This window comes from Anaerobacillus sp. 63XJN7_4_ISO-PGPR-S23-413 (genome assembly GCF_056173725.1).
Map to the genome: position 1 here is coordinate 4,072,677 of NZ_CM149688.1, position 13,635 is coordinate 4,086,311.

16 protein-coding genes are annotated in these 13,635 nt (G+C 42.8%); all 16 read right to left on the reverse strand.

The window, feature by feature from the left end:
* Window positions 1-12: 12 nt before the first annotated feature.
* Complete coding sequence (locus AC0VYO_RS20995) at window positions 13-876, reverse strand: MinD/ParA family protein (RefSeq protein WP_475366174.1); 864 nt, start codon at window positions 874-876, stop codon at window positions 13-15.
* Window positions 869-2,038: a flagellar biosynthesis protein FlhF gene (gene flhF, locus AC0VYO_RS21000; protein ID WP_475368203.1), complete on the reverse strand. Its 1,170-nt coding sequence runs from the start codon at window positions 2,036-2,038 to the stop codon at window positions 869-871. Before flhF ends, AC0VYO_RS20995 begins: the two co-directional genes overlap by 8 nt.
* A complete protein-coding gene (flhA, locus tag AC0VYO_RS21005; protein ID WP_303532516.1) occupies window positions 2,035-4,068 on the reverse strand; it encodes a flagellar biosynthesis protein FlhA in 2,034 nt (677 codons plus the stop codon). Before flhA ends, flhF begins: the two co-directional genes overlap by 4 nt.
* 2 nt (window positions 4,069-4,070) lie before the next feature.
* The gene (gene flhB, locus AC0VYO_RS21010; RefSeq protein WP_475368204.1) at window positions 4,071-5,171 is read right to left on the reverse strand and encodes a flagellar biosynthesis protein FlhB; all 1,101 of its coding nucleotides are present in this window, start codon (window positions 5,169-5,171) and stop codon (window positions 4,071-4,073) included.
* 4 nt (window positions 5,172-5,175) lie between these two features.
* Window positions 5,176-5,952 (reverse strand): flagellar biosynthetic protein FliR, encoded by a 777-nt coding sequence (gene fliR / locus AC0VYO_RS21015; RefSeq protein WP_475368205.1) that lies wholly within the window; start codon window positions 5,950-5,952, stop codon window positions 5,176-5,178.
* A gap of 2 nt (window positions 5,953-5,954) precedes the next feature.
* Window positions 5,955-6,224 (reverse strand): flagellar biosynthesis protein FliQ, encoded by a 270-nt coding sequence (gene fliQ / locus AC0VYO_RS21020; protein ID WP_098445458.1) that lies wholly within the window; start codon window positions 6,222-6,224, stop codon window positions 5,955-5,957.
* A gap of 11 nt (window positions 6,225-6,235) precedes the next feature.
* A complete protein-coding gene (gene fliP / locus AC0VYO_RS21025) occupies window positions 6,236-6,919 on the reverse strand; it encodes a flagellar type III secretion system pore protein FliP (protein WP_226615792.1) in 684 nt (227 codons plus the stop codon).
* On the reverse strand, window positions 6,919-7,497 hold the full coding sequence (locus tag AC0VYO_RS21030; protein ID WP_475366178.1) for a flagellar biosynthetic protein FliO: 579 nt from the start codon (window positions 7,495-7,497) through the stop codon (window positions 6,919-6,921). Before AC0VYO_RS21030 ends, fliP begins: the two co-directional genes overlap by 1 nt.
* A 15-nt stretch (window positions 7,498-7,512) precedes the next feature.
* Entirely contained in the window at window positions 7,513-8,643 is a 1,131-nt protein-coding gene (gene fliY, locus AC0VYO_RS21035; RefSeq protein ID WP_475368206.1) for a flagellar motor switch phosphatase FliY, read from the reverse strand.
* The gene (fliM, locus tag AC0VYO_RS21040; RefSeq protein WP_475366180.1) at window positions 8,633-9,616 is read right to left on the reverse strand and encodes a flagellar motor switch protein FliM; all 984 of its coding nucleotides are present in this window, start codon (window positions 9,614-9,616) and stop codon (window positions 8,633-8,635) included. The genes fliY and fliM overlap by 11 nt, the downstream gene beginning before the upstream one ends.
* Window positions 9,617-9,638: 22 nt before the next feature.
* The gene (locus AC0VYO_RS21045; RefSeq protein WP_303532536.1) at window positions 9,639-9,830 is read right to left on the reverse strand and encodes a flagellar FlbD family protein; all 192 of its coding nucleotides are present in this window, start codon (window positions 9,828-9,830) and stop codon (window positions 9,639-9,641) included.
* A gap of 41 nt (window positions 9,831-9,871) precedes the next feature.
* Entirely contained in the window at window positions 9,872-10,624 is a 753-nt protein-coding gene (locus AC0VYO_RS21050; protein ID WP_226615797.1) for a flagellar hook-basal body complex protein, read from the reverse strand.
* Window positions 10,625-10,697: 73 nt separating this feature from the next.
* A complete protein-coding gene (locus AC0VYO_RS21055) occupies window positions 10,698-11,060 on the reverse strand; it encodes a TIGR02530 family flagellar biosynthesis protein (protein WP_475366181.1) in 363 nt (120 codons plus the stop codon).
* A 1-nt stretch (window position 11,061) separates the two neighbouring features.
* Window positions 11,062-11,478 carry a flagellar hook assembly protein FlgD gene (flgD, locus tag AC0VYO_RS21060; protein ID WP_430245173.1) on the reverse strand — a complete coding sequence of 139 codons (417 nt, stop codon included), beginning with the start codon at window positions 11,476-11,478 and terminating at the stop codon, window positions 11,062-11,064.
* 10 nt (window positions 11,479-11,488) lie between these two features.
* Window positions 11,489-12,763: a flagellar hook-length control protein FliK gene (locus AC0VYO_RS21065; RefSeq protein ID WP_475368207.1), complete on the reverse strand. Its 1,275-nt coding sequence runs from the start codon at window positions 12,761-12,763 to the stop codon at window positions 11,489-11,491.
* A 14-nt stretch (window positions 12,764-12,777) separates the two neighbouring features.
* On the reverse strand, window positions 12,778-13,623 hold the full coding sequence (locus tag AC0VYO_RS21070; protein ID WP_475368208.1) for a MotE family protein: 846 nt from the start codon (window positions 13,621-13,623) through the stop codon (window positions 12,778-12,780).
* Window positions 13,624-13,635 lie beyond the last annotated feature (12 nt).

The window sequence follows — 13,635 nt, forward strand, 5'->3', positions numbered from 1 at the left end:
AATTCTTCCCACTTATTTATGAAACAGCATCTTTGTTAGAAATCCTTTTACACCAAGCTTATAATTTGAAGGAAAATCTAGATAAGCATGAACTAAATCATCTATGGCCTTCGCTGCTCTGGAATTTGGATACTCTAGTAGATAAGGCGACTGAGCAATCACCGCTTTACGAACGATAGGATCATCCGGAATCCATCCGAGTACATCAATCGACTTATTCAAAAATTTTGCAGAGGCTTTTTGGAAATTGCGCGCTGTACGCTCTGCTTCCTCAGTATTAGTAGATCGATTCACAATTAACTTAACAGGTAACTGAGCATTTCTTGTATGTAATGCTTTTAGAACGCCATAGGCATCTGTAATAGACGGTGGCTCTGGATTAATCACAAGAAAAACGTCATCCGCTGCCTGCAAAAACCGGATCCCTTCATAGGAAAGGCCCGCTCCCGTATCGAGAATAATGTAATCGACTTTGCCTTGAAGAGAGCCAAATTCCTGGAAAAAGTGATTCTGCTGATTGCCTGTTATAGTTAGGATCTTTCCAATTCCGTTTCCACCAGCAATGTATTGAAGACCATTTACTCCTGTTTCAATGACAGCATTTAAAGAGAGTTTTTTTTCCAGCATGGAAATAAGCGTTTCTTTAGGCGTTACACCCATGAGCACATCAATATTCGCCATGCCAACATCTAAATCAAAAATCATCACTTTCTTATTAAGCGCTGCAAGACTGAGGGCAAAATTCAGTGATACATTCGACTTCCCCACGCCGCCTTTTCCACTTGTCACAGCAATAACCTTCGTCTTTTTCCCACTAGCATTCGGATGAATTCGCTTCATCACTTCTTCCCGCAATTGGTTTGCCTGATCAGACATTCACTCGCTCCCTCATGACCAGATCAAGAAGGAAATCCGGTGTTGTTGTCACCATATCATCAGGTACATTTTGTCCTGTCGTTAGAACCGAGATCGGAAGTTTGTATTCTTCCATCAAGTTAAAAATGGGGCCGCGAACTTTTGTTTCATCCATCTTTGTCATCATCACCTCAGAAATACCAAGAGAGTGAAAATTATCGGTGATCGATTTCATATCAGAATAGCGATGTGTGAGGCTTAACATAAGCGTGATCGATAATTCTTGACCGGATAGCAGTTCTTCAAGCTGTGAAACGTAGCTGTACTGCTGATAGTTGCGTCCCGCTGTATCCATTAGAATGACATCACATGATGAAAGGTTCGCTAGAGCTTGACCCAAATCCGCAGGAGACTGAACGACTTCTAGTGGAATACCGAGAATATCAGCATACGTCCGAAGCTGTTCAACTGCTGCAATCCGATAAGTATCTGATGTAATCAGTCCCACAGATTGACGCTCTTTTAATAATAAATGACCTGCTAGTTTTGCGATCGTTGTGGTTTTTCCTACGCCTGTTGGGCCAACGAAGCATCTTAGCTTCTTCTTTTTTATTCCTATATCAGGATAATTCTTGATTCGCTTTGCGAATTCCTGTCTCATCCACTCAAAAGCATCTTCTTTCGTGTAAGTAGGGTATGATTTTGATTTAATCATTAGTTCCGCCATCACTCCTGAACGAATCGCATGAGAGAATTCCTGTGCTTCTAAATACGTTTGAACTGGCTTTAACTGTTTTGGTAGCCGTTCATTTTCCATCAGCTGCATCATGATTTCTTTCATAGACTTCAGCTCATCAAGTACATTGGCTTCAAGCGCCTCCCGTCGTGGCGGCGTTTGTTTCTCTTGAATCACCTCTGGACTTTTTTCAACCCGTTCAGGCGTTTCTTCACGACGCTTTTTTTCAGATTGCAATAGCGTGGCAAATTCTCGAGTTTCTTCCTTCTCTACCTTTTTTTCATCAAGGGCAGCGAGCACTTCTAGACGCTGTTTTTGGAAAAAACCAAAGATCCCCCCCACTTTCACCTTTTTTGTATTTAAAATAACGGCTTCCTGACCAAGCTCCTGCCTTATCAGCGGCATTGCTTCGCGAAGATGGCTGACTACATAGCGTTTAATCTTCATGGTAGATTAATCACTCCTACACTTTGGACTTCTACATCGGGTTCTAATTCACTATAGGAAAGGATCATCAGCTCCGGCATGTAACGTTCGAGAAACTGACGTAAATACATGCGTATCGCTGGTGACGTTAGTAGAATTGGCTGAATACCTGACTGCTGCAGGCGGCTTACTTGTTGAAGTACTTCCTGGTAAATGGCCTGTGACGTTTCAGGATCAAGCGCAAGGTAGCTTCCCTGATCAGATTGCTGAACAGATTCTGCGAATCGCTTCTCCAATCTGGCCCCAGCTGTTAACACTTTAACCGCTTCGCCTGGAACGGCGACCTGAGATGTGATTTGACGTGATAGCGACTGCCGCACGTATTCAGCTAGCACATCCGTATCTTTCGTTCGAACTCCGTTATCAGCTAACGATTCTAGAATCATATCGAGCGAACGAATGGATACTTTCTCCTTCAGTAGTCTCATCAACACCTTTTGAACATCCCCGATTGTAAGGATATTAGGGATTAGCTCCTCAAGCACTGCAGGAGACGATTCTCTCACATTATCAAGAAGATGCTTCACTTCTTGGCGACTTAACAGCTCATGCGCATGACGCTTAATAACTTCCGTTAAGTGCGTTGATACTACAGAAGGTGGATCCACGATCGTATATCCTGATAGCTCAGCGCGATCCTTCATTTCTTCTGTTACCCATAAAGCAGGAAGTCCGAAGGCTGGTTCAACTGTTTCGATCCCTGAGACTGTTTCATCTTCAAGTCCGCTACTCATCGCAAGATATTGGTTTAATAGCACCTCTCCACCTGCAACACGGTTTCCTTTGATTTTAATAACGTATTCGTTTGGCTCAAGCTGAATATTATCGCGGATGCGAATAACTGGAACAACAATTCCAAACTCAAGTGCGATTTGTCTTCGAATCATAATCACGCGATCAAGAAGATCACCGCCTTGCTTTTGATCAGCAAGAGGAATTAATCCGTAGCCAAATTCAAACTCAATCGGGTCGACCTGAAGAAGACTTGTGACGCTTTCAGGCTTCTTCATTTCTTCTACTTCTTCTTGACCAGCAGCTAGCTCAACTTCCTTCGTCTGATCAAGATTCTTCTGCATCGTCCAGCCGCCATAGACGAGTAATCCTGCGATTGGAAAGGTGAGAAGCGGGTTTATGGGAGTTGCAAGTCCAAGGAGCGTAATAACCGCTCCAACAACGTAAAGCAGCTTTGGATATGCAAAAATTTGTGCAGTAATATCTGAACCTAGATTGCCGTCTGATGCCGCTCTCGTTACGACGATACCTGTAGCAGTCGAAATAAGAAGAGCTGGGATTTGACTGACAAGACCATCACCAATCGACAGCAGCGTAAAAGTAGTTGCCGCATCACCAACCGGCATGCCGTGCACAACCATGCCGATAATCAATCCGCCAATAATGTTAATCAACGTAATGACGATTCCAGCAATCGCATCCCCTTTTACGAACTTACTGGCCCCATCCATTGCCCCATAAAAATCAGCTTCGCGCTCAATTTTCTGACGTCTTTCTTTTGCATCGCGATCTGATATCATTCCTGCATTTAAATCAGCATCAATGCTCATCTGTTTCCCCGGCATGGCATCAAGTGTAAATCGAGCACCAACCTCTGCTACTCGTTCGGATCCTTTTGTAATAACGATAAATTGAATAATAACAAGAATAAGAAAAACAAGGAGTCCGATGACAACACTTCCGCCAACAACGAAAGAACCAAACGTTTCAATAACCTGTCCACCTGTTTTATTCGTCAGAATGGATCTTGTAGTCGAGACGTTCAAACCAAGTCGGAAGAGCGTAGTCAGCAATAAAAGCGATGGAAAAATCGAAAATTGGAGCGCTTCTCTCGTATTCATTGCAACAAGGATAATTGTTAAAGCGAGACTAATATTCAGCATAATAAGAAAATCAAGTAGGAGCGGAGGGAACGGAATAACCATCATGATCACAATCATAATGACAGAAACGAGCACGGCATAATCTTTTATTTTCATTGTTAGTTCCCTCCTCCCGGGTAGCCTTTTATGCTATAAACGTACGCGAGCACTTCTGCAACAGCTTTGAAAAGATCCTCAGGGACGCCGTCACCTATCTCCACCTGATGATAGAGCGCTCGAGCTAGCTGGACGTTCTCTGATGTTATGATGTCATGCTCTTTTGCTTTTTCTTTAATTTTTAGCGCAACGAAGTCCATTCCTTTTGCCACAACTGTCGGTTTATCCATTTCTTTTGGATCGTACTTAAGCGCAACAGCAAAGTGTGTTGGATTTGTAATGACGACGTCAGCATGGGGAATTTCCGAGATCATCCGGTTCATTCCAAGTGCGCGCTGCTTTTCTTTAATTTTTGATTTAATGAGCGGATCGCCCTCGCTCTTTTTATATTCATCTTTAATGTCCTGCTTCGACATTCGGATGTTTTTTTCGAAGTCATATTTCTGATAAACATAGTCTAATAGGGCAAGGAATAATAATAGAATTCCAACAGCTAAGCCCGTTTGAACGATCAATGAACCAACAAGTGCCATTGCTTCACCGATCGACTTTTGCGAAATGAGCATCACTTCGTCTCGTTTATTCCAAAGAACAATGAAGGTGCAAGCTGAGATAAACGTAATTTTTATTAACGACTTTAATAGTTCGACGAGCGTTCGAGCTGAGAATATTCGTTTCGCACCTTTTAATGGGTTAATTCTTTCAAGCTTTGCCTGAAGGGGATCTGTGGAAACGAGAAATCCCACTTGCATATAGTTTCCTAGAACTCCCATGACGAGCGAAATTCCCATAAGCGGGGCTGCGATCAGTGCCGCCTGCCACACATTTTCTTTAAGCATGCGATCAACATTCTGTTCTGTGAGCGTCCAATCTGTAATCTGAACAAGATTGCCTCGAATCATGGACTCGAGGCTTTCAATGATCCACCCACCAATGAAAGACATAAACAGAAACACACCAATCATCATAAAGGCGGATGGAATCTCAGCACTTCTCGCCACTTGACCCTTTTTACGAGATTCTTGCTTCTTTTGTGGTGTTGCTTTCTCAGTCTTTTCTTGTGAAAAGAATTGGAGATCCATTTGTAAGCGATAAGTTCGCATCGTACTACCCACCCAGTATTTGAATAAGCTGCCCCATCGTAGCGAGCATTTCTTGAAAAATCCCTCGCAGTAAAAAGAAAAATGTAGGAATCGTCACTAGAATAAGCACGAAACCGACAAAGATTTTTAACGGCAAACCGACAACGAAAATATTCACCTGAGGTACTGCTCTCGCAAGAAGGCCGAGCGCCACATCCACAAGAAAAAGGGAAGCAACGATCGGTAGCGCGAGCTGAAATGCTGAGAAGAACATCCCTGCAAATACTTCAGCGATAAACTTTGCAAGGGACTGACTATCCGCCTGACTCAGCAGCTCATCAGCTGGTAGAAGTTCATAGCTTCTAACAAGCCCGTCTAGCATCATGTGGTGACCATCAACGGAGACTAGAAAGAGAAGAGCAAGCATGTATTTGAAATTCCCGATAATCGGTACTTGAGCTCTTGTCTGGGGATCGATTACGTTTGCCATCACAAAGCCCATTTGAAAATCAATAAACGCTCCCGCAACCTGAACTGTATACAGGATAAGGGAGGCAATAAATCCAAGTGATAGCCCGATAAAAAGTTCTTTTAAAATAATGATCACGAACGCGAGATCAAGCGTTAGCTCTGCATCAGTACCTAATCCGGCCGTGACGATTAACGCAAAAAAGAAACCAAGTCCAATTTTGAAGCGGTTTGGAACGCTTCGTGTTGAGAAGATCGGCGCTGTTATAAAAAAAGATGTCGCCCTCATAAACACAAGCAAAAATAAGGGAAGGGCGTTAATGACACTTTCCATATCTAGCCGATAAACCTATAAAGATTTTGATATAAGTTCGTTGTGTAATCGAGTAGCGTTGTGAGCATCCACGGTCCAAACAGAACGATCGTTAACAGAACGGCAACGATTTTGGGAATGAACGCAAGCGTCTGTTCCTGAATTTGCGTCATCGCCTGAAACACACTCACGATTAACCCAACGCCAAGTGCGATTAAGAGAAGCGGAGCTGAAATAATAATCACCGTATAAACAGCATCTTCTGCAAGTGAAATGACCATATCCGGCGTCATCGTCGTCCTCCTTAGAAGCTTAATAGAAGTGATTCGACGACCAAATACCAGCCATCGACAAGCACAAATAGTAGAATTTTAAATGGTAGTGAAATCATGACAGGCGGCAGCATCATCATTCCCATCGCCATAAGCGTTGAGGCCACAACCATGTCAATAATAAGAAATGGAATGAAGATAATAAATCCAATCTGAAACGCCGTTTTCAGTTCTGAAATCGCAAAAGCTGGAACGAGTGCGGTTAACCGAATATCTTCGATCGACTCGGGCTTTTCAAGCTCAGCGTATTTATAAAAAAGGGCAAGGTCTTTCTCTCGTGTATGTCCTGCCATAAACTCTTTAATCGGAAGCTCTGCGGCATCGAGCGCTTCCTCCTGTCCAATCTCTTCGTTTATATAAGGCTGTAACGCCTCGCTATTAATCTCTGAAAGAACAGGGGACATCACGAAAAAAGTTAGAAAGAGTGCTAGTCCGACCAACACTTGATTCGGCGGCATAGATTGTGTTGCGAGCGCCGAGCGTACGAAGGAGAGGACAACAACAATTCGTGTAAAACACGTCATCAATACAAGAATGGCAGGAGCTAGCGATAGCACAGTTAGAAGCAGGACAAGCTGAATCGTAACGGAAACATCTTCTGTTGCGTTTGAACCGAAATCTAGTCCTGGGATCGTTAAGTTTATGAGTAAATCCATCACTTATCGTCCCTTCCGCTTCCGTCATCCCAATAATCCTTACGTTTGTTTCTTTGCTTCTTAAAACTTGCCTGAATCATCTCTTGAATTCCTGCTTGCTTTTGATTCATAAACGTAAAGCCCGACCGCTGTTCTTCAGCTTGATCTAAAATACGCTTCACTTCTTCACCCTGAATTTCCTTAAGAAGGTTCACGTTATCTCCAACCCCAAGCATGTAGAGGGAATCCCCGACCTTGACCATTTGAACGGATTTATTGTTACCAAGCGGTGTTCCACCAATTTGAGTGAAAACGGAATGGTGCTGAAGCTTTTGTTGGCGTTTGGACAGAAAGCGAATCAGCAAATAAATGAGGCCAACCACGACGATCGTATAGAAAACGAGCTTGATTAGTAGAAAGAAAATATTTGTGTTTGAACCTTCCACTTCAGCAGGCTGCTCTTCTATATCAGCAGGGTCTTCCCCGTTTTCCGTGAGCCAGTCTTTCACACTTCCATTATCTGCCGCTGCGATGGCGTTAAGCGGCATTACTAAGACAAGGCTGAGGAGTGTCATGATGCCAATCACAAGGTGTCTCACTTTTAAGCACTCCTTCTAACGCAGCTTTGATAAACGCTCTGCTGCACTTAATATATCCGTTACTCTAACACCAAAGTTTTCATCGATGACGACAACTTCGCCTTTGGCAATGAGTTTACTATTGATCAAAATATCAACTGGCTCTCCCGCAAGCTTATCAAGCTCAAGAATCGATCCGTGTGAGAGCTCAAGAATGTCTTTTACAATACGCTTTGTTCGCCCTAACTCCACCGTTACTTGAAGAGGAATATCTAGGAGCATGTTCAAATTTCTTTGTTCCCCGTACGGATGATCTTGCTGGCTAAAATTTGTGAACTGCACGTTTTGGATATTCGGTTCATGTTCTTTCTCACGCGTCGCAAATGAATCCATCGATTCTCTTTCTTCTTCCTCATGATTCTTTTGTTCATGTGACGATGGGTGCTGTTGCTGCAATTCAGCTTCATGCTCCTTTACCTGCTGTGTCTCTTGTTCCTGCACGGCTTCCCGAAGATCTTCTTCACTTATTAGTAATTCACTCACTTGCTTTGCTACAGATGCAGGTAGGACATGGTGTACAACCGTTTGAACAATCGATCCTATGGAAAGTTCAAACGAAACGTTCATATACACTGATTCAGCGGCTTTTTCCAATAACATAGAATTAGCAGGTTCTGAAACAACTTGAAGATTCATAAATGTTCCTGTAAATGAAGAACCTGATGCCATGCTCAGTCCTTTATGTATGCTCTCCATCATTCCTGTCATAACAGCAGTTAAACTCTTATCAACACTCTCGTCACCTTCATCACCCTTTGCCACAAGCCAGATGTCAGCCATATCTTGGGCATCAGGTGGATTGAGCATAATGATCGATTCGCCGGAAGATGCCCCTTCATAGCGAATCGCGGCCTCAACATAAGGAAGGGCTAATTCTTGTTTAAAGCGATCGTCAGGAAGGATGTTCATCTGAACATTTGATACAAAAACGTCCTGCATGAAAACGGAAGATAATGTTGTTGTAAGGCTTCCGATCGCAACGCTAAAAAGTTCATTTAATGCTTCTTCTTCAATTGAATGAAAATACACGTTAGGTTCCTCCCTTCCTGCTGCTGTCTCTTGAAATAATGCGTTGATTTCATCTTTTGAAAGGCGATTATCCGTCATGGCCTACTTCCTCCTCTTCCTTCACTTCTGTAATTTGTACGGCCATCCGACCTTTCGAAGTCCCTGGCTGTCCATGGAACTTCACCCGGTTATCGACCCTCACAATCAATGGATCTGAGACGGATTGATCCAACCGAATCACATCTCCATCTTCTAGATTTAAAAATTCTTCAATCGTGATTTCAGAGTGGCCTAGCTCAGCGATAATGCCTAAATTAGTTTTCTTAAGTCTCTTCTCAAGTTCCTTACTTTCCTGAGGCTCCCGATCCTTTTTCTGATTCGAAAGCCAGTGATGAGCTGAAAGCCTTGGCATAATCGGCTCAAGTACAACATGTGGAAGACAAAGACGGATATTACCTGTTACTTCGCCTACTTTTACATTCAGTGTCACGGTGACGACTGTTTCATTTGGAGATACGATTTGAAGAAAGTGTGGATTAACTTCAAGCTCTTTAAGCTCAGTTTTTAGCTTCAGTACCGATGTCCAGGCATCTTGAAAGCTTTCTAAGATTTTACCGAAAATCCGCTCAATAACAACCGTTTCAATTTCCGTTAAGTGTGTCAGTTTTTCAGGCTGATTCCCTTGACCTCCAAGCATTCGATCCAGCATTGCATAGGCAAGCTCCGGTGCTACTTCAAGCACCATTTGTCCTTGCAATGGTGAAGCAACAAAGAGACTAAGAATTGAATTCTCTGTAATCGACTGCACAAATTCTTCAAATGGCATCTGATCAACAGAATGAACGGAGGCTTGAATGATCGTCCGAAGCTGAGCCGATGAATACGTCGTCATGAGACGTGCGTAGTTCTCATGGATACGAGTTAAAATTCTGATGTGATCTTGAGAAAAGCGAAGCGCTCTTTTAAAGTCATATGTTTGCACTTTTCTATCCTTCATTGACTTCTTCTGCCCTTTATCGTCGATGGCAGAAAGAAGTGCATCAACTGTTGCTGGCGATAGCATATCAGACAACATGGTCACCCCCGTTCTTCTATTATTTCTCTAATACGTGAATATCACGATAGAATTCCGTAACAAGCTGTTTTACTTCCTCGACTGTCTCCATCACAACGTAGCGTTTTCCATTCGTTAATAGAATCATCGTATCCGGCGTTGACTCAATCGTTTCAATGTAAATGGCATTCAACATCATCGCTTCACGGTTTAATTTAGTTAACGGTATCATATGAACAGAGCAGGCCGAGGAAACTCCTCAGCCCTTACCCCCTATCGTTTTAAATTGACGATTTCTTGAAGGATCTCATCTGAAGTTGTAATCACTCTTGAGTTCGCCTGGAAGCCACGCTGAGCTACAATCATTTCAGTGAACTCTTCGGTTAGGTCAACGTTGGACATTTCGAGTTGACCAGCGACGACGCGTGAGTCTTGAGGAAGCCCTGGTACTGCATCCCCAGATTTTTCTGTTTCACGAAAAAGTGAGTTACCTACTTTATTAAGCCCACCTGGATTTGGCACTGTGCTTATCCCTAGATTCAAAGTTTGTTGTTCATTTCCTTGAGTATCTGTATAAGTGATAACCCCATTACGATCAATACTTTTAATTTCACCGATCTGCTGAATAGGGTTACCTTGATCATCTAACACTGCGTAGCCTTGTGTTGTCACAAGATTTCCTGTCGCATCAACCTGAAAAGACCCAGAACGAGCAAGGTAATCAGTTCCGTCACTTCTTACTGTAAAATACCCATCCCCCTGAATACTCAAATCCGTCTGTACCCCTGTCGTCATTGGTGATCCGGGACTATCTACCATATTAATCGCCGATACGGATGAACCAAGACCTACCTGTTTCGAATTTACGGAGTTTCCTGCCACGCTCTGACTGAGTAGATCTTCAAACAGCACTCTACTTTTCTGGTAACCTACTGTATTTACGTTCGCAATATTATTCCCGATAACATCTAGCTTTGTTTGAAAGCCTCTCATTCCTGAAACGCCTGAGTACATTGAATTTAACAAGTTGTTTCCCCCTCTAATTGTTTCGCTGCTTCAATCGGTCCACAGCGAATCGGCCTCCTGCTCGGTCCGGCCATTATAAAATAAGTGCTGAGTCAATGTTTGTGACGATTTGATTCTCCATACTATCCTGCTTCATAGCAGTAATGACTTTATTGTTTTTGACGCTAACAACAAAGGCGAGATCTTTCATTAACATAAGCGACTCGTTTGATCCTTTTTCTCTCGCTTTTTCTACTCCATCATTTAGCTTTTGGAGCTGATTGTCCGAAAGGGAAATCCCATTTTGCTTAAGTCGAACCTGTGCGTGGTGACTAAATGAAATCTGTGAATCGATCGAATGCTTTAGTTGATCAGCAAAAGAATTTTTTGAATTCTCCTGTTTTGTAGTTAGTTGAATCGGTTGCTTTGGATAATAAACTTGATTGATTTGAACCATACTATTCCCCCGTTTCGATACGCTCTAATAGGGAGATATCTACCTGTTTGCCACTATCAAGTTCTGCGAGTACTTTGCCTTCTTTGTATAAAACAGCTTCTACCTTACCTGCGTTCGCTTCGTTATTCTCCTGCCACTGAACGCTTTTACCAATTAAATGTGCGTAATCCTTCATCGAGCTTTGTAACTGACTATCGAAAAATTTATTCATCGACTTATTCATGTTTGTCATTTGCTCGAGTGAACTAAATTGCGCCATCTGCCCGATAAATTCAGTATCTTGCATCGGCTGCATCGGGTCCTGGTTTGAGAGCTGAGCAACGAGAATTTTCAAGAAATCATCTTTTCCTAACTGACCAGGTGCCTCTGTTTTTTGTGTTTGAACAGCTGATGTTGCTGTGACAGAACCTGTATTCATGTCACCCCTCCTAAATAGCGTAATTAATCCCACTAGATGCGCCTTCTTCTTGCTCATTCGTTACGAGTGGATTCTCTTCTAATTCATATTCACCTTTTCGCCCTTGTCGGTGCTTTCCTTGTTGAAACGCCTGACCCTGCTCCTGGCGACCATCCTGCATGAACGATTGTTGTGAGCCCTGCGGCTGTTGAACGACTTCCACTTTATCAAGTTGGATGCCCTGTTGAATGAGCGTATGACGTAGCTGGTGAAGCTGTGATTCAATCATGTCCTTTGCCCCTGAAGTCGCTGTTATAATGTGCGCTGTCACTTTCCCATCAGAAGTTGTTAGCCGAATATCAAGTTGACCGAGATTTTCTGGAGAAAGCTTAATTCTTATGTTTGTTTCATCTCCATTTTTCGATAGTTGCATGCGCTCGGTAATCATTTCACTTAGCTCCGATGCAACATAACGAGCCGGAACTGGTGTAGTCGATTCCTTGATGGTTGTTTGAGATTCATTACCTTTAGCTAGCGGAAGCGCTTCTGGCTTCTCGTCTATCTGAATTTCATCTCCAGACATTTGATCTGTCACAAGCTTCTCTTGATTATCAGCTACTTCTCCAGATACGCTCTTTTCGACGAGTGCCTTTGTTTCTTCTCCTTCAGGAACACTCTGTTTTGGAGTCTCTACTTGAACTTCAATAACTTCTCCATCTAACTGGACGTTTTGATCGGAGTCCATAACAAGTTTCTGATCTTGTTTCGGTTCAGTCGCCATTCTCTCCATCATTGAAAGAAGCTCTTTCGGCTCTTTCATCTTCAACTCTTGCATAAGCTTCATAACATTAGATGGAAGTTTCGTCTCTACCTCAAACGTTTCAGAAAGAACTTGTTCTTCATTTTGTAAGACTTGCTCGATTTCTACAAACTCACTTTTTGTAAAACCGGGTAGACTTACTTCCTCCTGTATACGATTAGCATTCACTTGTAGTGGTTCACCACTCATGTCAGTTCCTTGTTGGGCAAGCGATTTCGATAAAGAGTTTTGATCATGTTGAACTGGCGGAACATTGACAGCACCCATCATGAGAAGGTGCACGGGGGGTTCACCACTTCTATTTGTTGGCTTATTGTCTCCCTCTTCTAGCTCGCTTTCGTTATGTGTCTCTGATTGCTCACTTTCACTCACATTAAGCTTTTTTCCTAAAGCACTTAATAACGTTGAAAATCCAGTTGGACCATTTTCAGTTCGAACCTTAGGCTGAACAATTATGTTTTTTCCAAGTGACTGGATAGCGTTCACTATTTCACCTCCTTTTAATTGGCTAAATCAGCTATGTAACTAGAAGAAATCGATTCTTCCATTTCTCCAAGTAACCCTGTACGCTTCTCTTCATCAAATTCTTTCAGAATGGAAAGCCCTACTTCTTTCTCCTCTTTAGACTGAGCCATCTCCGATAGGATTTGGGCCGCTTCTTCGTCAGTCATTTCTGACAAATTATCAGCTACGTCTGAAACAGAAAGCGAACTATCTTCGCGATCAATCGCATTCATCAGGAGCGTTACTCTCTCTTGCATTGCAGCAATCTCAGGATCGTCTGCTTTTTCAATATCTCTTAACGCGATCGTTAAATCTGCTGCTACAGCTGCATTCATTTTGCCTAGTACAGCGGCTTGCTCTGTGCTTCCCATTGCATCAAGCAGGAGAGCTGCCTCGTTTAACGTAAGGTTTTCCATAATCGTCGCGGACTTCGATGCTGACATTCCTTCATACGTTTTTGCTAACTCCTGAAGCTTCTTCTGACGCTCTTCCTTGTCAGCTAATTCGCTCTTCATTTCTTCAGCTAACGATTCCAGCTCAGACTGTTTTTTCTTCAGCTCGATTTCTTGCTCATCTAACTGCTTTTTCAAGTCTGAGATTTCGCCATCCTTTTGATTTATTTCTTGTTCTAGCACTTCATCTTGATTTTGATCAGTAGCCTCAGCGGTAAAATTATCTTCCACATATGCGATCGGCTTCTTACTAAGTGAAGTGGCCATTGCGAACAGATCGTATCCAAGAAACGGAAGAACAACAAGCATAACCGTAGCGATAAACGCGAGCGGCAAGAGAAAACCGTGGATGATGCGTTCTTTCCATGAACTCTTCTGTCGCTTTCGCATTCCCCTCACCCC